Annotated in this window: 23 protein-coding genes and 3 tRNA genes; 11 read left to right on the forward strand and 15 right to left on the reverse strand. The window is 48.3% G+C overall.

Annotated features, from left to right (window positions below; genetic code table 11):
- Window positions 1-18 precede the first annotated feature (18 nt).
- Complete coding sequence (locus tag GNP95_RS08110) at window positions 19-714, reverse strand: PIG-L deacetylase family protein (RefSeq protein ID WP_155610344.1); 696 nt, start codon at window positions 712-714, stop codon at window positions 19-21.
- 120 nt (window positions 715-834) lie between these two features.
- On the opposite strand from GNP95_RS08110, the gene trhO reads away from it, so the two are divergent.
- Both trhO and GNP95_RS08120 read left to right on the forward strand, forming a co-directional pair.
- Window positions 835-1728 (forward strand): oxygen-dependent tRNA uridine(34) hydroxylase TrhO, encoded by an 894-nt coding sequence (gene trhO / locus GNP95_RS08115; RefSeq protein ID WP_155610345.1) that lies wholly within the window; start codon window positions 835-837, stop codon window positions 1726-1728.
- Window positions 1729-1753: 25 nt separating this feature from the next.
- On the forward strand, window positions 1754-2386 hold the full coding sequence (locus GNP95_RS08120) for a helix-turn-helix transcriptional regulator (protein WP_155610346.1): 633 nt from the start codon (window positions 1754-1756) through the stop codon (window positions 2384-2386).
- A gap of 100 nt (window positions 2387-2486) precedes the next feature.
- Here GNP95_RS08120 and GNP95_RS08125 read toward each other — a convergent pair whose 3' ends face one another.
- On the reverse strand, window positions 2487-2744 hold the full coding sequence (locus tag GNP95_RS08125; protein ID WP_213590318.1) for a YuzB family protein: 258 nt from the start codon (window positions 2742-2744) through the stop codon (window positions 2487-2489).
- Between the two features lie 194 nt (window positions 2745-2938).
- On the opposite strand from GNP95_RS08125, the gene GNP95_RS08130 reads away from it, so the two are divergent.
- Complete coding sequence (locus GNP95_RS08130) at window positions 2939-3556, forward strand: superoxide dismutase (RefSeq protein ID WP_155610347.1); 618 nt, start codon at window positions 2939-2941, stop codon at window positions 3554-3556.
- 90 nt (window positions 3557-3646) lie between these two features.
- Here GNP95_RS08130 and GNP95_RS08135 read toward each other — a convergent pair whose 3' ends face one another.
- Window positions 3647-4681, reverse strand: a complete 1035-nt coding sequence (locus tag GNP95_RS08135; RefSeq protein WP_155610348.1) for a LacI family DNA-binding transcriptional regulator — start codon at window positions 4679-4681, stop codon at window positions 3647-3649.
- 112 nt (window positions 4682-4793) lie between these two features.
- Between GNP95_RS08135 and GNP95_RS08140 the strand changes: the two genes are divergently transcribed.
- Both GNP95_RS08140 and manA read left to right on the forward strand, forming a co-directional pair.
- Window positions 4794-5708: an ROK family protein gene (locus tag GNP95_RS08140; protein WP_330163348.1), complete on the forward strand. Its 915-nt coding sequence runs from the start codon at window positions 4794-4796 to the stop codon at window positions 5706-5708.
- Between the two features lie 31 nt (window positions 5709-5739).
- Window positions 5740-6687 (forward strand): mannose-6-phosphate isomerase, class I, encoded by a 948-nt coding sequence (gene manA, locus GNP95_RS08145; RefSeq protein WP_155610350.1) that lies wholly within the window; start codon window positions 5740-5742, stop codon window positions 6685-6687.
- Between the two features lie 92 nt (window positions 6688-6779).
- Here manA and GNP95_RS08150 read toward each other — a convergent pair whose 3' ends face one another.
- The 6 genes from GNP95_RS08150 to GNP95_RS08175 all read right to left on the reverse strand — a co-directional run bounded on the left by GNP95_RS08150 (window position 6780) and on the right by GNP95_RS08175 (window position 11932).
- Window positions 6780-7307, reverse strand: coding sequence for a DinB family protein (locus GNP95_RS08150; protein ID WP_155610351.1), 528 nt, complete (start codon window positions 7305-7307; stop codon window positions 6780-6782).
- 30 nt (window positions 7308-7337) lie between these two features.
- Window positions 7338-7550 (reverse strand): DUF3006 domain-containing protein, encoded by a 213-nt coding sequence (locus GNP95_RS08155; RefSeq protein WP_155610352.1) that lies wholly within the window; start codon window positions 7548-7550, stop codon window positions 7338-7340.
- A gap of 8 nt (window positions 7551-7558) precedes the next feature.
- Window positions 7559-8458 carry a ComEC/Rec2 family competence protein gene (locus tag GNP95_RS08160; RefSeq protein ID WP_155610353.1) on the reverse strand — a complete coding sequence of 300 codons (900 nt, stop codon included), beginning with the start codon at window positions 8456-8458 and terminating at the stop codon, window positions 7559-7561.
- A 206-nt stretch (window positions 8459-8664) separates the two neighbouring features.
- Window positions 8665-10893 (reverse strand): hypothetical protein, encoded by a 2229-nt coding sequence (locus GNP95_RS08165; RefSeq protein WP_155610354.1) that lies wholly within the window; start codon window positions 10891-10893, stop codon window positions 8665-8667.
- A gap of 127 nt (window positions 10894-11020) precedes the next feature.
- On the reverse strand, window positions 11021-11695 hold the full coding sequence (locus tag GNP95_RS08170; RefSeq protein WP_330163349.1) for a uracil-DNA glycosylase: 675 nt from the start codon (window positions 11693-11695) through the stop codon (window positions 11021-11023).
- Between the two features lie 151 nt (window positions 11696-11846).
- A tRNA-Leu gene (locus tag GNP95_RS08175) sits at window positions 11847-11932 on the reverse strand.
- A 225-nt stretch (window positions 11933-12157) separates the two neighbouring features.
- On the opposite strand from GNP95_RS08175, the gene GNP95_RS25720 reads away from it, so the two are divergent.
- The 5 genes from GNP95_RS25720 (at window position 12158) to GNP95_RS08190 (ending at window position 14516) form a co-directional block, all read left to right on the forward strand.
- Window positions 12158-12307 carry a hypothetical protein gene (locus tag GNP95_RS25720; protein ID WP_196427143.1) on the forward strand — a complete coding sequence of 50 codons (150 nt, stop codon included), beginning with the start codon at window positions 12158-12160 and terminating at the stop codon, window positions 12305-12307.
- Between the two features lie 28 nt (window positions 12308-12335).
- Window positions 12336-12557, forward strand: a complete 222-nt coding sequence (locus GNP95_RS08180; protein WP_155610356.1) for a DUF2905 domain-containing protein — start codon at window positions 12336-12338, stop codon at window positions 12555-12557.
- An 84-nt stretch (window positions 12558-12641) separates the two neighbouring features.
- Window positions 12642-13712 carry a hypothetical protein gene (locus tag GNP95_RS08185; RefSeq protein WP_155610357.1) on the forward strand — a complete coding sequence of 357 codons (1071 nt, stop codon included), beginning with the start codon at window positions 12642-12644 and terminating at the stop codon, window positions 13710-13712.
- A 12-nt stretch (window positions 13713-13724) separates the two neighbouring features.
- Entirely contained in the window at window positions 13725-13886 is a 162-nt protein-coding gene (locus tag GNP95_RS25725) for a hypothetical protein (RefSeq protein WP_196427108.1), read from the forward strand.
- 69 nt (window positions 13887-13955) lie between these two features.
- Window positions 13956-14516 (forward strand): 5' nucleotidase, NT5C type, encoded by a 561-nt coding sequence (locus GNP95_RS08190; protein ID WP_155610358.1) that lies wholly within the window; start codon window positions 13956-13958, stop codon window positions 14514-14516.
- 30 nt (window positions 14517-14546) lie between these two features.
- Here GNP95_RS08190 and GNP95_RS26720 read toward each other — a convergent pair whose 3' ends face one another.
- Window positions 14547-15026, reverse strand: coding sequence for an ASCH domain-containing protein (locus tag GNP95_RS26720; RefSeq protein ID WP_413773739.1), 480 nt, complete (start codon window positions 15024-15026; stop codon window positions 14547-14549).
- Window positions 15027-15132: 106 nt separating this feature from the next.
- On the opposite strand from GNP95_RS26720, the gene GNP95_RS08200 reads away from it, so the two are divergent.
- On the forward strand, window positions 15133-15429 hold the full coding sequence (locus GNP95_RS08200; protein ID WP_155610360.1) for a phosphatidylinositol kinase: 297 nt from the start codon (window positions 15133-15135) through the stop codon (window positions 15427-15429).
- 576 nt (window positions 15430-16005) lie between these two features.
- On the opposite strand, the gene GNP95_RS08205 is transcribed toward GNP95_RS08200, so the two are convergent.
- From GNP95_RS08205 to GNP95_RS08220, 5 genes are all read right to left on the reverse strand, one after another.
- Window positions 16006-16079, reverse strand: a tRNA-Ile gene (locus GNP95_RS08205).
- Between the two features lie 20 nt (window positions 16080-16099).
- Window positions 16100-16173 (reverse strand) — tRNA-Met (locus GNP95_RS08210).
- Between the two features lie 69 nt (window positions 16174-16242).
- The gene (locus tag GNP95_RS25730) at window positions 16243-16407 is read right to left on the reverse strand and encodes a hypothetical protein (RefSeq protein ID WP_196427109.1); all 165 of its coding nucleotides are present in this window, start codon (window positions 16405-16407) and stop codon (window positions 16243-16245) included.
- Between the two features lie 111 nt (window positions 16408-16518).
- Entirely contained in the window at window positions 16519-18021 is a 1503-nt protein-coding gene (locus tag GNP95_RS08215) for an ABC transporter substrate-binding protein (RefSeq protein WP_155610361.1), read from the reverse strand.
- Window positions 18018-18911 (reverse strand): ABC transporter ATP-binding protein, encoded by an 894-nt coding sequence (locus GNP95_RS08220; RefSeq protein ID WP_155610836.1) that lies wholly within the window; start codon window positions 18909-18911, stop codon window positions 18018-18020. Before GNP95_RS08220 ends, GNP95_RS08215 begins: the two co-directional genes overlap by 4 nt.
- Window positions 18912-18917 lie beyond the last annotated feature (6 nt).

An 18917-nucleotide genomic window follows, 5' to 3' on the forward strand; every position in this document is an offset into this window, starting at 1 on the left:
TAGAAGGACCTGACCCATTCAGTTCACCAAGCCATCAAAGATGGAGCGCTCCTGCTTTGCAGGATTAAAGCTCTCCCGTTCCCATACAAGCTGGAATAATTCCGGCGCGAAGTGCCAGGGCGGACCGTCATCGAGCTTACCAAATACCCGTTCGATCGATAAAATCTGCGATTCGTGCGCTGCGAGTGCTTTGGCTTTCGTCTCATGCAGCCCCTCCTCCCCCTTAAGCTCCAATACGGCTCCGGCCCCCTGGCTCCCCATCACGTTATAATACAGCTTCTGGACAGTGCTGCACGCCCCGCTGAACACCGCTTTATTTACCGCATGATGAATGGCGATATGATCGGGATGGCCGGAAATGCCGTCCGCGGGAAAAGTAACGACCACCTCGGCCCCATGCTTGTTCAGAAACGCAGCAATTGTATCGACCAGTACTTCCTGCTTCACTTCACGCAGCTTGCCGTCTCCCAGATCCAGCTGCTCGATTTCCGCGATGCCTAGTATGTCCCCGGCCCGCTGCAGCTCCTGATCGCGAATCTCTGCCAGCTGCTCCCTAGTCATGGCTCCGAGCCTGCCGCTTTTCCCCGCTTCTCCTCTCGTTGCCGTCAGCAGCACCGCCTTATTGCCGCTATCAGCGATCTGCCGAATCAGATAAGAGCAGCCGAAGGTTTCGTCGTCGGGATGGGCATAAATAAAGCCAACCGTTCTTGTCATATACTCGTCTCCTTAAATATCCTGTAGATTTTCGTTACTATACTTACTATACTTTAATATTGACTAAGTAGTTAAAATTCACTACAATGCAGAAGAATCCAATATAGATAGGTGATCATAATGAGCAAAACCGCATACCGCGTGTTACTATATTATAAATTTGTTCACATCGAATCTCCAGAAGCATTTACCGCGGAACATTTACAGTACTGCAAAGACCTCGGCCTGAAAGGGCGTATCCTCATCGCTTCCGAAGGCATTAACGGAACGGTGTCCGGAACGGTGGAACAAACCGAGAAATATATGAACGATTTACGGGCCAACCCGCTATTCCAAGACATCGTCTTCAAAATCGATGAAGTAGAAGGACATGCCTTCAAAAAAATGTTCGTCCGCCACAAAAAAGAACTGGTTACTTTCCGTTACGAGCATGAGCTAGACCCGAACAAAATCAGCGGCAAACGGCTGTCTCCCGTCGAATTTCACGAACAATTGCAGCAGGAAGATGTCATCGTCATCGACGGCCGCAACGACTACGAATACGATATCGGCCATTTTCGCGGCGCCATCCGTCCGGAAGTGGAGTCCTTCCGCGAGTTCCCGGAGTGGATTCGCGAGAATTTAAGTGAGTATAAGGATAAAAAAATTTTAACTTATTGTACAGGGGGAATCCGCTGCGAGAAACTGACCGGCTTCCTGCTGCATGAAGGTTTTACGGATGTAGCCCAGCTAGAGGGCGGAATCGTCACTTACGGCAAAGATCCTGAGGTACAGGGACATTTGTTCGACGGCAAATGCTATGTGTTCGATGAGCGGATTTCCGTGCCGATCAACCGTACCGACGAGGATATCGTTATTGCGAGCTGCTACCATTGCGGCGAGACGAATGACCGCTATATCAACTGTCCCGTGTGCAATCTCCAGCATGTCTGCTGCGAAGCCTGCGAGGAAGAGCATCACGGATTCTGCAGCAGCGAATGCAAGGAAGCCGCACTCACTGCAAGCAACGGCTAATGTCATTCTAGCAAGGAGTGTCACGATGAACCAAATCAAAGAGCTGCCGACGAGGGAACGGATTTTGCACATGATGAAAACATCCGGCCCTCTCAGCGCGAAAGAAATTACGTCCGAATTGCAAATTACGGAAATGGCGGTCAGGCGCCATCTCGGCACGATGGAGCGCGACGGGCTGATCGAATCTAAAATGATCCGGCAGACGATGGGAAGGCCTACCTCGGTATTCGGGCTTACGGAGTTGGCCGAAGGCCTGTTTCCTAGAAACTACCATACGCTGACCCTCGATCTGCTGAGTGAGCTTGAAAATGAAAGCGGCGAGGATACGATTAGACGGCTCTTCGAGAAACGCCGGGATAAGCTGAAGCAGCAGTACCAGACAAGCATGGAAGGGATCCCCTTTGCCGATAAAGTAAAGAAACTGGCGCAAATTCAGAACGAAAACGGCTATATGACCGAGTGCGAGCAAAATGATGATGGTGATTTTGTGCTGAAGGAGCACAACTGTCCGATTTCGCATATCGCAAACCGTTACAACCACGCCTGTGACTGCGAATTAAGCTTATTCAAGTCGCTCTTGAAGACAGAGATTGAACGTACGGAATGCCTGGCGCAAGACGGAAAAAGATGCATTTATATCATTTCCAATCCCAAATAAGGAAGTAGAACAGCAGTAATATAAAAACCTTCGGAGCCGCCGATTGTCAGCGCCGAAGGTTTTCTTTTGCCTGAAATTGGGTATGATTAAACAGGGAATATCACTCTATATCATCAAAAGCTCGAAGCTCCTCCTCAATCGTCTGCCGGATCAACTGTACGCACTCTTCGACCGTCTTGGCAAATACCCGCTTGCCATTGACCATCGCATAGGGCCTTAGCTTGCACAGGCCGCACAAATTGAGGCAGTCGAGGCGGAGAACGGCTATCTCGGGATATTCTTCTTCCAGCTGCTCCAGCTCTACCGAGCTGAGCAGGTTGCTATCGCATACTTCCACAACGACGATTCCCAAGCCCACCACATGTCACCTCAAATTTACGTTATCGTTACAGTTCAATTATTATGATAAACGTCCTACCATTTGTCAATACAAACTACCCATTTAATATACTTAACATACATATAAGTTGACTAAGTGTGCGTAAATATTTATAATGATCATTGTGAGAAATAAAGGGCACTACATATACACTAGAGAGGATGATTTAAATTATGGCACACCAATTACCTGCTCTACCTTACCCGAATAATGCACTCGAACCACATATCGACGAACAAACGATGATGATCCACCATGATCGCCATCACAATACTTATGTAACGAACCTGAACGCGGCGCTGGAGTCCGCTCCTGAGCTTCAGTCCAAATCTCTGGAAGATCTGATCGCCGATCTGGACAGCGTTCCTGAGAGCATTCGCACAGCGGTTCGCAACAACGGCGGCGGACACGCCAACCACTCCCTGTTCTGGGAAACGATCGGACCAAACGGCGGCGGCCAGCCTTCCGGCAAGCTTGCTGACGCAATCAACAACGAGCTTGGCGGCTTCGACAAGTTCAAGGAAGATTTCACGAAAGCAGCTACGACTCGTTTCGGCAGCGGCTGGGCATTCCTTGCGGTAGACAAAGACGGCAAATTGTCCGTATACAGCCTGCCTAATCAGGATTCCCCAATCATGGAAGGCAAAACTCCAATCCTCGGTCTGGACGTTTGGGAGCATGCTTACTACCTGAAATACCAAAACAAACGCCCTGACTACATCGCAGCTTTCTTCAACGTTATCAACTGGTCTGAAGTTGAGAAACGTTATGAAGCGGCTCTTAACAAATAATTGAGTTATTGCAAACACAAGACGGACATCTCTTCACCGGGATGTCCGTCTTTTTATGGGTTTGTGGATGTTTATTCAATTCTATTTATTTTATTGTACGCCCTGCTTCCTCTTTACGGATTCGCGGACGATCAGCGTTGGCGCGATACTCCAGCGAACCGCTTCCCGGGAAGGTTCAGACAGTGATAGCAGCAGCTCTGCAGCGGCATCGCACATTCGCTCCTTCTCTACGCGTACCGTAGTCATATTCACCCCCGAGCTGCTGTCATACCGGAGATCATCATAACCCGCAATCGAAATGTCCCCAGGCACAGCAATGTCCTGTTTCTGAAGCACCTCGGCCAAAATATAGGCAATTCGGTCGTTCCCGCAGAAAAATGCGCTTGGCAGCTCGGTCAGTCCAGACAGGAAGGAGGAAATTTCCTCTTCCGTATAATCATAGCCTTCTGAAGACGTTAGGCAATACTCTCCCCTTATCTTCAGTCCTCCGCTCTGCATTGCCCTCCAGTACCCCAGCCAGCGCTCTTCATGGCTTGTCGTCAAATTGACGGGGCCGATGAATCCGATTTCGGCATGTCCGCACTCCATGAGATAGGACACCGCTTCATATGCCCCCTCCATATTCGCCGAGGTGACAGCCGGACAAGGCAGGTCCCGGTGATAAGAATCCATCATGACAAGCCGGACCTGCTGCTCCCAGACAAGACGCGCATATTCCAAGCTCGTAATTCCAAATAATATAACGCCTCGATAAGAAATATCTGTGAACAGGCGCGGCAGCTTAAGAAGCTGCTCGGATTCGCGGTCAATCGGCGCGATGACGGCGTTGAAGCCTTTGCTGCGAATGCTCTTTTCGAGCCCCCAAATCATGTCATGATAAAATTGAAAATGATCATTGTCCTGGTAGCTCATAATCCGCTCTGGCACAAGCACGAGAATATTGGATTGTTCGCTGTCGCTGACGGCATAAGGGCCATATCCCATTTCCTTGGCTGTATGCATAATACGGCTGCGCAATTCCTCGCTTACCCCCTTCTTGTTGGTCAGGGCCAGCGATACGGCATTTTTGGAAATTTCCAGCCTGTCGGCAATATCCTGCATGGATATTTTCTTTTTACGGGCCATTCTTTTCAACCCTCTCAAAACATGATAAACTTAACCTAAATATACTTTACAAAAATTAATTTTGTCAAGTTTGTAAAGTTAACATAGAATACAGGAGGTATTCGACTTGGAAGTGAAATACGCGATAGGCATCGATATCGGCGGTACCAAGACAGCGATCGGGATCATCGATTCGGATGGAAAGGTATGCGCCAAGACCTCCCTGCCTACAGATCTAACGATTGATCCGCACGTGATGGTCAGCCGCATAGCCGATGCCGCCAAGCAGCTGCTTGCGGAACAAAGCCTAAACGAAGCCCAAATTGCAGGTATTGGAGTCGGGGCTCCCGGTCCTTTAAATACGAAAACGGGCCATATCGTCAAGCCGCCCAATATGCCGGCTTGGCATGGCTTCCCTTTGCTTGAATCCTTGAAGCGGCATTTTGTGCTTCCGATTGCATTCGAGAACGACGCCACGGCTGCTGCACTGGCTGAGAAATGGCAGGGAGCCGCGCGGGACGCCGACCATTTCATCTTTATAACGATCAGCACCGGTATCGGCGCCGGCATATTCTCGCACGGCAAGCTGATTACGGGCTCGACCGGCAATGCTGGCGACGTGGGGCATATCGTTATTGATCCATCCGCCGGGGACTGCGTATGCGGCCAGCAGGGCTGCTGGGAGTTCGTCGCTTCCGGCACGGCTATTGCCAGACAAGCTTCCCGGCTGCTTGACAGGGACGTCAGCTCCAAAGAGGCGTTCGATCTTGCCAGGGAAGGGCATGCCGGCATGAAGGCGCTGATCGATCAAGTGTTTCGCTACATCGGCATCGGCTGCGTCACACTGATTAACACCTTCGACCCGGAGAAAGTAGTCATCGGCGGCGGCGTCTCGCAGGTCGGTAACCCACTGTTTAGTGCCGTGCAGGATTATGTGAGCAGTTGCGCCTTGAATCCTTCAGGGCAGAGCACCCCGATCGTTCCTGCCGCATTAAACCAGGATGCAGGTCTGATCGGCGCTGCCGCATTGATCCATATGAAATATTAATCACGCGATAAGAAGGGAAGATAACATCTCTATGAATCAACAGCCTATTTTTCTCAAACCTGTATTTCAAGAGCGCATTTGGGGCGGAAGCAAGCTGGCAGAGCTATTCGGCTACGATATACCTTATGCGAAGACCGGAGAGTGCTGGGCGGTATCGGCTCACCCCAACGGACAAAGCGTTGTCAAGGCCGGGCCCTACCAGGGACTGACCCTCGGGGAGCTATGGTCGTCCCATCCCGAATTATTTCAATCGGAATCACCGGTATTCCCCTTGCTGACCAAAATTTTGGACGCTTCCGACGACCTCTCCGTTCAGGTTCATCCAGACGATGAGTATGCTGGAGAGCATGAGAACGGCGAGCTGGGCAAGACGGAGTGCTGGTATATCATTGACGCCGAGCCGGGCGCAGAGATCATTTATGGCCATGAGGCCAAATCCAAGGAGCAGCTCGTGCAGTGGATCGAGGAAGGAAATTGGGAGGGGCTTCTTACCAAGGTTCCGGTTCATCCCGGCGATTTCTTCTACGTGCCTAGCGGGACGATTCATGCTCTCGGCAAAGGAATCGTTGTGCTTGAGACCCAGCAGAGCTCAGACACGACCTATCGTGTTTACGATTATGATCGTAAAGACAAGGACGGAAATACCCGGGAGCTTCATCTGGACAAGGCCATTGACGTCACCACGATTCCCCAGTCGTACAAGAAGGAGACCTATGATACATTTACGCAAGAAGGACTTACTATAACCTCCTTTGTATCAAACGATTTCTTCACCGTACAAAAATGGGATCTCGATGGCCAGGCCCATCTGGAAGCTGGCAAGAAATACATGCTTTGCAGCGTAATTGAAGGACATGGACAGTTGACTACCGGAGACAATCAATACCCGCTAAACAAGGGCGACCACTTTATTCTCCCTGTCCCCTTTGGCCCGTATGAACTGAACGGTTCGATGAATTTGATCGTGTCCTCGGAATAACGGAATAGCAAAACCACACAAGTCCTAACGCCGAATAAAAAACGGGCTGACTCTAGTTAGAAGCATCTAACTTCGAAGTCAGCCCGTTTCGTTTACATTTGTCCGATTAAATACCGTTCACGAATGATCCGGAAATGATGAATCGCATGACCGGCAATAATATAAGCAAGCGCCCTGCTGGATACAGGTCCCCCGCTCGCAGTTCCGACCCGCTGCCAAGCTTCATCATCCAATTGCCGGATAAGCGACAAGGTCGCTTTCCTGACCATCGTGAAATCCTTCAGCAACTGCTGGATCGACAACCGTTCAAAATTAGCATGGTTCACAAACAGCTCCTCGTTAAAACCCGGCAGCGGCGTCTTATCTCCCCTGGCAATCCGCAGCAGCCGATAGCTCATCACACGCTCCGTATCCGTTATATGCCCCAGCACTTCCTTCAGGCTCCATTTACCTTCTGCATACTTATAATTGCCGGCTTCGTCCGAGAGTGTTCCTAGTTTAAGCATTGCTTCCTCCGGCTGAAGCTCAAGCAGAGAAATTAACTCTCCTTCCGGCACTTCACGAATATACTCCCCGAAATGCTCCAGATACTCTCCTGGCTGTGGTTTAGACAACGTCATAACTCATCCCCCAAACATAGATATAGATCTTTAATCATCCCATACGTCATCCATCAGAGACTTCATATACTCGCTTCTTTGCTTCGTCTTCCCAGCGTTTGCATTCCACCGGGTTCCGTCCCATTCCACGACATCTCCGGTCTTTACATCGGCACCTACCAGCTCGCGAGGCACGTCCCTTGTCTGGCCATCTACCTCTATAATACAATACTCACCTTCAAAGCCTTCAATGATCCCAACCATCGTTCCACTCACCTCTCGGTCGTGATTCGGTATGTATGACCGTCTGAAGCAATTTCCACGGTGCCATGCAGGTCATTGCGGTATACTTCAATCCCCTGCTTACTCAGCCTATCCAATACGGTCGAAGTAGGATGCCCATAATTGTTCTCCCCAACCTGGATCACCCCATATTGCGGAGCAGCCTTCTTCAAAAAGCTTAACGTAGTAGAAGATTTCGAGCCATGATGTCCTATCAGCATTACGTCGGCCTGCAAATCCGCCCCGGATTCGATCATATCCTTCTCACTCTGACGCTCGGCATCACCGGTCAGCAAGTAGGATGTATTACCGTACACCACTTTGACTACGGCGCTCATATTGTTCTTGTCATCGTAGGTTTGGACGGGGGCAACCATGGTCACCTGAACGTCTTCATCCCACTCAAGCCCAAGCCCTGCCTTAGCCGTCTTGACCTTCAGGCCCTTATTCTTAATCGAGAGCAGCAAAGATTCAAAGGTCTTCGTATTTGCTTGAATCTTCGGCATATAAATTTCCCCGATGTCAACATGGTCGATGACCCGGTCCAAGCCGCCGATATGATCTGCATCCGGATGCGTACCGATCACGATATCCAAGCGGTTAACGCCATACTCCTTTAAATAATCAAGCATCGCCTGCTCTCGGTCATTATTCCCTGCATCGATCAGCATCGTCTTCCCGGAAGGGCTGATCAGCAATTGGGAGGCCCCTTGACCCACATCGAGAAAAATAACCCGCAGACGGCCCTCATTCTGCCTGGAGCCGCTGCTTGTATCGGCAGGACTCCCCAGTTCCAATTCCAGAGCACAGCCAGATAACATCAGCACGACAGCCAGAATACTAACGAACATTCTTAACTGAAACTTAAAAATCGAATGACACTTCTTCATGGATGATCATTGTCCTTTTCTAGTTGCTCTAACCTTGCGCCATGACAACGAAACAATTAGAACATTTGTTCCACTTATTATATTAAATGCTCCAGCCAGAATCAACCATTAGCTTGTAACCTTTATTTGCGAAAATAATGCAAAAGCACTTCAGCCAAATCGCTGAAGTGCTTTAAAATTGGAGAATACGGGATAAATGAGACTTATTATTTCACTGTTACTGAAATGGTAACCGTCTTGCCACCGAACTTTCCTTTGATCGACGTCGTGCCTTTGCCTACCGCCTCGATTTTGCCTCCGGTCACTTTAGCTACAGACGGTTTGGAGCTGGTCCATTCTGCGCTGCCGGTTACGATGGCCGTCGCACCAGTGTCATATTCGGCTTTGACAACAACCGTTTTGATTCCTCCAGGAGCTAGTGCAAGCTTCTTCTCGTCTACGGTCAGCTTGGTCAGCTTAGGAACAACCTTCACGTTGACGCTGACGTTATGACCCTGATAAGATCCGGTCAATGTAGCCGAGCCTTCACCAACCGCTTTGACGGACGTGGAACTGATTGTGGCTACGTCCGTATTCGAGGATTGCCAGTTCATTTTCGAGGACAGGGTTACTTTCTGGCCGTTCGAATAATAACCAGTTACTTTAATCGACTTGGATTTCTTCAGGTTAAGCTCGATATTCAGCGGCTCTACGACAACTTTCGTAATTTTTTGCTCGACTGTCATCGGGATGCTGATTGTCTTGTTCGAGTATGTCCCTTTTAAAGTCGCCGATCCCTTGATCAGGCCTTTGATCGTTTTGCCGTTTGCGGAATCTTTGATCACCGCATTGCTGTTCGAAATCGTCCAAGTAATTTCGCTGGCGATATCTTCCTCTTCATTTCCGTCCTCGTATACGACAGCTACTTTAGGAAACGGGCTTTCCTCGCCAACGACCAGGTTCAGCTTCTCTTCCTCGCTGATCAGCGCCAGAACCTTTTCCTTGACCGTGACTTCCACCTCAACCGAACTATTGCGAACGGAGTGGGCCGATCCGGCTGTAACCTTGGATTCTGGAAGCTTTGCCGTAATCGTTACCTTGCCTGCATCCTTCGCTACGATTTTGCCATCCTCAATCTTGACGACATCCTCATTGCTGGAGGACCAAATCACTTCCTTGCTGAAGTCTATTTCCTCGTCGTCCAGCTTGGTTGCTTTGATTTTCGGTACGTTCAGCGATTCATTCTTGAGCAATTCCAGCTCGCTCTTGTCTGCCTCAAGCTTCGTAATAGTCGGTTGAACCGTCACATTCATGCTTCTGCTTACGCCACGATAGCTGACTTTGATTGTGGATGTTCCGACTGCTTTTGGAGAAATAATTCCTTTATCCACCGTTACAGCCAGAGGGTTAGAGGATGTCCACTCAGCTGCAGCGGTAACATCATCCGTCGAATTGGCCCCGCTTCTAACCTCTGCCTTTGCCTCCAGCTGCTCGCCGATGAACAGGAATTGCTCGGACGAAGGGTTCAGGATGATCACTTCATACGGTGTACGTACATAGACGTCCACTTGACCCTTGGCTCCGAGATATTCGGCTGTAATCGTCGCTTTACCGATGGCTACAGGTTTGATCTTGCCATCCTCAACGGTAGCGATGCTCTTGTCGGACGTCGACCATTCAGCTTTATCGGATACATCCACTGTCGATTGGCTGCTCGACAAAGTGGAAGTGGCTTTCACCTCAATCTCACTATCGCCGACAAGCAATTCGATATCCTCCGCCTTCTCATCATTGCTTGCATATACGAGATTCAGCTCCGAGTACGGGGAAGAGACTGTGGCCTCGAAAGAAGCCGTCAATCCGGAGTATTTGGCCGTAATCGTCGCTTTACCTTCTGCAACAAGCTTAATTTTACCTTTATCGATCGTGAGCACGGACGTATTGGAAGAAGTCCACTGCGCATCTTGAGTTACATCCGCCAGCGTACCGTTCGTATTCTCAACGACGGCCTGGGCTTTAACATTCAGATCCGCTTCATCCGCTCCAAGCTTATATTTACCATTCAGCGAATACTCCAAAGTCAAATCCTTGTATGTATCCACTGCTTTGACGGTAATCGTATCTACCGCGGAATTGTTATAGACAGCAGTAATTGTAGCGGTTCCGCTCTTGAGCGGCGTTAGAAGACCATTATCTACTTTAATGGTATCCGGCTGATCCGATGACCAGCTAACGCCACGGGTAATGTCCTTTTTGACCGAGGACCCCTCGACCGTCGCCCATACCTTCAATTGCTTCGTTCCTTTGCCAACCGTAAGTTCTAGCGTTGCACCGGAGCCTTCAATATCAATCGATAAGACATCGCCGGAGGCAGCAAAGACGCTAGTCGGGAATACAGCGGCAATGAGCAGCACCATGGTCAGGAGCCACTTCGTCATTTTCCTGTTCGGAATCATCCATTTCTCTCCTTTGTTGTCATTTATAGCCGGAAATCTAAACCAGCTCTACTGAAATTATATCGACATCTAGGATTAATTTCGTAACCTTTTACCAGAAAAATAATTCGTTTGTCCTACTTCCCTATCATTTATGGCTATGAATTACATTCCAATCGATCGGTTGTTTGCCTTGCGCTTTCAAAAAAGCATTGGTCCGGGAAAAAGGACGGCTTCCAAAAAAGCCCCGTCTCGCCGCCAAAGGACTCGGATGAGCCGATTCAATGACAAGATGGCGGTCCGTGTTGATTTGCTCTCCTTTTTTCTGGGCATGGCTTCCCCATAAAATGAAAACCACAGGCTCTTCCCTTTCATTTAACGCTGCTACGACCGCATCCGTAAACTTCTCCCAGCCCTTGCCCTGATGGGAGCCGGCCAGTCCTTCGCGTACGGTCAGCACCGTGTTCAACAGCAGCACCCCCTCTTCGGCCCATGAAGTCAAAGTGCCTTCAGAAGGAACAGGAATTCCAAGATCGCTGGACAGCTCCTTATAGATGTTCCGCAGCGATGGCGGAATCTTTACCCCAGGCAGCACAGAGAAGCTTAAGCCATGGGCTTGGCCTGCGCCATGGTATGGATCCTGCCCCAGAATCACCGCCCGTGTCTGGCTGTAGCCCGTCAGTTTCAAGGCCTGGAACAAATACGGCCGCGGCGGAAATACCGTATGCTCCCTGTACTCCTGATCCAGCCAATCCATCAGCTCATGGTAATACGGCTTGTCCATCTCCGCTGCAAGCACCTGATCCCAATCGTTGCCGAATATCTCCTTACTCATGTTGTTGTCTCTCCCTTTCCAAGCTTCTAGCATTATATACTATTCATAAACTCATTTTAGCAGAAATCCCTTAAGCGGAACCGACAAAAAAATCGCACAGCCTTCGCTTTCGCGAGAGCTGTGCGATCTTTGGTTGTAATGCCGAGGACCGGGATCGAACCGGTACGGTAGTCACCTACCGCAGGATTTTAAGTCCTGTGCGTCTGCCAATTCCGCCACCCCGGCATAATTAACATGCCAGTTAAAAATCTATGCCGAAAAAATTCCTGCGTTATTGATTATAACATGATATTGGACAGAGTTTCAAGACCAAATGTAAAATTTATCGCCCGGTGGCCTTTTGCAGATTTTTTTGGTAGGTTAAAGATAGGTAATTCATGCCCTTACATCAAGTCGGTTTGTCTGGATACACTACATGATGTATTCCATTTACGACAGGAGGTCATGCATGTGGATATCACGACAGACACTTACCAAATTGCCCCGTTAAACGATCAGAAGCAAGCCGTTGAAATTATCAAAGAGGCCGAGGCGGCTATAGCTGAAGCAACCGGGAATGAGGTTACCTTAATCGCTTACGAAAAGTCAAAGAACCGATAATCTTTACTTTATAGAGGAGGGAACTCCAATGAACAACATGCCTAAGATATTGATCATCGCCGGGGCAGTCCTCATTATTGCGGGCTTGCTCTGGTCTTTTCTGGGCAGGTTTATCCATCTCGGACGTTTGCCAGGTGATATCATGATTGATAAAGGGAATGTTAAATTTTATTTTCCCATCGTGACCTGCATTCTGATCAGCGTCGTACTGTCATTGATCAGCTATATCGTCCGCTGGTTCATGAAATGATTCGAGCCATCCAATTTGTATTAATTCACGACGACCCACAGCAAGTTCCTCAGCCTATGGGGATGTGTCAGGAGCCTTCAGCTAATGAAAAAAATTGCTATTATTTTTGCTATCATCTCACTGCTAACCGCATGCGGCGGCAGGCCTTATTCCAAGCATCCAGAGTCTGAACCAAGTGTTCAGGCGAGCAAGCGTGTAACAAATTTCACTACATACCAAGGAGAGGCTTACTCCTTTTCTTATCCCTCTTCATGGGAAAGAAATGAAGACATAGGCATAGGTGATAATATTGAATACGTAGTTTCTTTTGCCTTTCCAGATCCGAACGATTCTAAATACAATATTCTTGCGCAAGCCTTTATTTCCCCTACCGACAGGTTAGTAGATGTTAAATCAGCTAGCGATGCTCTCATCGAGTCTTTTAAAACCAACATTGAAAATTTCAAAAAGACCGGATATACCGAAAAACAATACAAAAATTATATCGGCGGGATCTTTACGGGGAAATTTGAAAGCAATGGCGAAGACTTCACGATGGTACAGTACGCAATCCCAACCGAGAAGTATATATTTTACCTGAATATAACCTATTTTCAGCCTCTCTATGAAAAATACGGTATAGAGCAAACAAAGCAAATTATCGATTCAGTAGAGCTGCATCTCGGACAGGAGCAAAATAGAGCCAGATCAAACGATAGTATCGCTGATAGAATGGTTGAGGTTGTTCCGGTCTTTACGAATAAAGAATTAACTCCGGCATCCTATGAGTTTCTGGATCGCACAAAGCAACTTTTCCCTGCAGACTCCCAGGAATCCATAGACGAGGTCAAGCGTTTATTGAACCCTAAAGTGACGACCAGGCATTTGGACAAAAACATCAATGACTATTTAGACACCTTCGTTAAGATCCAAGGAAGGGTATTAAAAATTGATGAGATGGTATTAGATGATAATACGATCACTATAGCCGTAATTTACGATAAATATAGTAATGTCATATACATTTGGTATCCAGGTACGGCGAAGGACTTGTTCAAAGACGATCAAGCACTTGTGGTGGGTGTTCCTACGGTTAACTTTTCTTATAATGACACAGCTGGCGGCATTACATACGCCACATTTATTGCCGCTGCCGTATTAAAAGAAGTAAAATAAGGAGGCTCACATATGAGCACTGGAAACAAAGAACAGTTTTCTGGAACCGGATTAGCGGTGGGAGTCGCTGTTGGTGTCAGCGTTGGCCTGGCCATGGATAATCTCGCCGTCGGAATCGCCATTGGCATATCATTAGGCGTCTCTCTTAGTTTAATATGGAAGAAAAAGAGTTAATAGCCTCCCTAATGTCCGTTACAACCATTACTAAACCATTATATTTACTGTTAGGAGAACAACATTATCATGAGCAAAAAAATTGTGGCCATCGACATGGACGACACCATCTGTCATTTAATACCCAAAGCGCTTTATTATCATAATATGCAGTATCCCGGACTTCAATTGATGATGGAGCAAGTTACCAGCTTTGACCTAAGCGGAATCTGGCACCCAGAATGCACGGAGGAAGCCTTTTTCGGGAGACCCGGCCTTTACGAGGAACTGGATATCTTTGATCAATATACAATCGAAGAAATACGTAAAATGACCGAAAAATACGATGTCATCGTCATTACTGCGGCTCGCCCTTCCTCCGTTCCCGAGAAATGGAACTGGATGCAGAAGCACCTGCCCTTCATTCCTTTTGAGAACTTTTTTGTAGCGAAGCGGAAGTATTTGGTTGGCTTTGATCTGCTGATTGATGACGGACCTCATAACATTATCGCCGCAAGCGAGGCCGGCAAGGAGACGATCCTGATCCCCCGCCCATGGAATGCGCATATACAGCATCAATACCAGCTTAAAGACAGCTGGCAAGGAATGAGCGATTTGGTCGATCAGATGCTGGCATCCAAGACGGGATGATCATAGCATGAATATTGGTTATTCACACGGTTACTCTGCCTCTTCCCAATTCCACAGGCCCTGCATGCCCTTTGCCAGTAAGGGCTTCTCCAGCAATTGGACATCCGTCATTTCCCAAGCATAACGGCCGTCGCGGTAATCCCCAAAGGCATATTCATGCCCCTCCTGCGCGGCAAGCGCCACAAGTCTTGGGGCATCCCATATGACTAACTTTCCCTCTGCCTCGAGCCATACGTCCCCTTTTTCCCCACACGGTCTAGTTACGGCATAACAGCTCTGCAAATTCGCTAGGGCAATAACCGCCCCTGTCGGAAGATTGTCCGCTGTGTAGCCGTGCTTCGCCAGAATACTGCGAAAGGGTTCCTCCCGGCAAATCCTCTTATCGACTTTCTTCCCGGCGTGGATCGCGATTGATCCGCGATGCCTTGTTGCCCAGCTGCGTGTTTCAAAACGCTTCTCCTCAAGGGCCAGAAATGTCGCCCAAGGCTGGATGATCGTTATTGCCTTTATGAGTATCCTCTCCTTTTATTATAGGCTAATATAGGCTAATGCCGTGCCACTCTGGGTTAAAGTCCATAGACTAATGTCAGGTACATTAACCTTAGGAGGTACGTTTATGAACGCAAATGAGTATCAGCAAATCTGTTGGAGCTGCATGAATAAATATGTCGGGATTGAAACGGCCGACGGTCATGCATACGATGGTTTTATCGCCCATGTAGATCAGAACTATGTGACTCTTGCTGTTCCTAGCAATGAAATGATCCAGCGCTTAGACGGCTTACCAGCGAATGAGTCAACCTACAGACAGTTTGGTTTTTTCCCTGGCTTTTTCCCTAGACGCCGGTTTTTCTATCGCCGTTTTCCCTTCTATGGCATTCGGAACTTATTTCTGCTTCCTTTTTTCATCTGATTTAACTGTTGGTATGGTAACACGCTGTATTTGTCAGCTGCTCCGCTGCCCGTTAGGCAGCGGTTTTCTTCTGTCTAAATTGTAACAACTGGAGGATACGAGCGAAAACACATTAGGACAAAAATTATATTAACTTCCTTCAGGGCCAGGGCCTTTTACTCCTACAACCAAAGGAATGATATATCGAACATGGGGAATGAATAATCCAAGACACATTGCATATCTCCTCTTTGCTTAAAAATCCTTTCTGCTTTCTGAAAGTGGCGATTATTTTGAAATCTAATATTAATACTCTTCCCAAGAATTCTGCCTGCAAAATAAGATATTGTAATATTTTCAGATTTAATTAACGAAACCTTTATTTATAAGAAAAAGCGGCAACCTAAGATTTATTCGAATCTTAAGGTTGGCCGCCTTTTTGGTTAAATCTTAAAAATCCTTATTATCCTGCCTCACTTATCTACCAGCGAAGTTAGCAAACTGTTGTAAATGGTCCATTTGCCGACAAAACTACTACCCTATAAACTTCCTACTAACAGCAAAAACCCCTTGCTGCGCAAGGGATTCTCTTATCTATGGGCCCTGAGGGACTTGAACCCCCGACCAGTCGGTTATGAGCCGACCGCTCTAACCAACTGAGCTAAGGGCCCGGGAACGGGGTAAAGATAAATTGCGGGGGCAGGATTTGAACCTGCGGCCTTCGGGTTATGAGCCCGACGAGCTACCGGGCTGCTCCACCCCGCGTCAGTAAATAGCGACAACTAATAATATACACGATACCCCTGCCAGGCGTCAAGTATTATTTTATAAAAATCAAGGAATAAAACGGACACCGTATTTCCCCTTCCGCGAACGGAATATCTCCACCTCCCTCATCTCATCGAAGCCGTAAATCCAGCCGTCCTGAACAAGCCTTTTGGCCAAGCAGCCTGCCTGGAATTTTGTTCGGTACAGCTTGTTAAAATACACCCATTTCATCTGATATTCCTGCCCTTCAAAGATTTTGTCGATGAACCATTACAACTATAGAATACCCAACAACGTACAAAAAAAAATCCCGCCGGTTCAAAATCCGGCGAGATTTTATTATTAATGCATTTCAAATACCGAGCCATCCTCATTAAACTGGGCTTTCGGGTTCTTTTTCAGCTCCAGCAGCATTTTATTCCCCTTCTCTTCCCATTCCTTCAGCGCTTCTGCCACTGATTTCTTGTCCTCAAGCACTTCCTGGAAATGCGGTCTTCCTGAGTTCGTGATGTTATACAGCCCAGGGATATCACGCGCAAGTTTTTCTTCGGCGGCGCTAGCTGGCGGTACAGGCTTCAACTGATAAAATGCATCAATATTATAAGACTGGCCAGCCTTAGGTGTAATAAAGGATTTGCGGGACACCATTTCATACGAGTTGCTGCGGGATCTCAGCTTTGCGAAATCCTCCCCGTTTACAAACTTAATGAAATCCCAAGCAGTCTCAGCGTTTGGAGCAGCACTGTTGATCGAGAACGTATTTCCGATCCAAATATTGCTGCCAATCCCCGGCTTCTCCGGATGCACAGGCATCGTCACGATATCCCAGTCCACCGGGCTGTAATTTTTAATCTTATCTGCATTGTTATTGGCTTCTACGATCTCATTAATGTAATAGCCGTCACTGATCATCATGGCGAGCTTGCCCGACAAGAACAAATCGCCGTTGATCGGACTGTAATTGTCTTCCGAGTAATACTCTTCCATGTTCATATTTGCTGAACTCGGAATGGTTTTATCCTTCGCCAGCTTGCTGATCGTATCCCACACCTTTTGCCATTGCGGCGAATTGACCGTCATCAGTTCAGCTTTCTCGTCGTACACTCGAAGTTCAAGCGGGGTTACATAACTGTGCATATCCCAATAAGGATCACTGCCTAAATAACGGTTGAAGGAGAAGCCGAACACCCGATCCTTCCCTTCTCCCTTGGAGACCATACGAGCTTTATCGAACACCTCATCCCAGGTCATTCCGTCTGTCGGCGGTTCGATTCCTGCATCCGCAAAAACTTTCTTATTATAAAATAACGCGGACGAACTGAAGGTCGGCGACAGTCCGTACAGCTTGTTGTCTCCGCCAATATCCTTAAGTGTATCGATGACTACCGGCACGATATCGGAGGTATCGAACTTATCCTCCTGAATCATCGGATCCAGCGGCTTAAGCAAATTCTCCTCTGCCAGCCGTTTCAGGGTACCGGTATCCGCTATGATGATATCCACCGGGTTGTTCCCCGTCATCAATTTCTTCATGCCTTCGAAGTAATCCGGCTCGACGTACTGTTCATTGTTGCTGTAATCTCTGTAGCGAAATTCGGACTGGTCTACGGCCGGTACGATTTCGATCCTTACGTTGTTATTGAATTCATAAATATCGGTGTATTGCTGCCGAAACCAGGAATCATCGTTGGAGCCGTACAGCATACCGATGCGCAGCACCTTTTCTTCCTTGCTGTCCTTGACTTTGCCGGCGCTGCTGCAGCCGGCAAGCAGGCCGACGGTTAAGCTCGCAGCCAAAGCAAAAGTCATTACTTTACGGATTTTTCCACTATACCTGTTGTTCATTGCTTATCCCCCTCTAAAGGTTTCGGTGCTGTAATTACAATTTTCTCCCCGTCGAACTCCATGCTGGCCCGGCCTCCGATACCAACAGCCTCCAAGTATTCCTTAGGAACCTGCAGGCGGCCCACCCGGTCAACCACGACGAAGGCTTCGTGAACCTCCTGAAGCCCGCCGCCCTTAGAGCCAGGCTCTCCGCTCGCCTGATCCAAATTCGGATTGCGTTTTACGAACTCGGTGCTCGTTAAGCCATCCCGAATCGCGACGACACGGTCAACCTTCCCGGCCAATTCTAAATCATGCGTGACGATCACGATCGTAATGCCAAGCTCCTTGTTCACTTCCCGGAAGATTCGCATAATTTGATCGGAGGTCGCCGTATCGACCGAGCCCGTAGGCTCATCCGCCAGCAGCATCTTCGGCCGGTTCGATAGCGAGATGGCGATGGCTACGCGCTGCTGCTCGCCCCCAGACAGCTGATGGAGCTTGTTATGCATCCGGTCCTTGAGCCCAACCCATTCCAGCAGCTGCTTCGCGTAAGCGCGGTCCAGCTTGCCGGACAGCAGCATCGGCATTTCAACGTTCTCTAGCGCCGTCAAATACGGGAGCAGATTCCGCGCATTATTTTGCCATACAAAACCGACGGTATTTCGTTTGTACTCCACTAATTGGTCGTCCTGAATCTTCAGCAAGTCCCAGCCCCCAACGTGAACCTGACCGGCAGAAGGCCGGTCGAGACCGCCTAGGATATTCAGCAGCGTAGATTTGCCGCTGCCGCTGTTCCCGATAATCGCCATCATTTCCCCTTGCTCTACGGTCAAATTCAGCCCTTGAAGAGCAACGACTTCAATTTCCTCAGTCTTAAAAATTTTAACGAGTCCTTCGCAATGAATCATTGCCAT

The sequence above is a fragment of the Paenibacillus woosongensis genome (assembly GCF_009725165.1).
Classification (GTDB): Bacteria; Bacillota; Bacilli; order Paenibacillales; family Paenibacillaceae; genus Fontibacillus; species Fontibacillus woosongensis.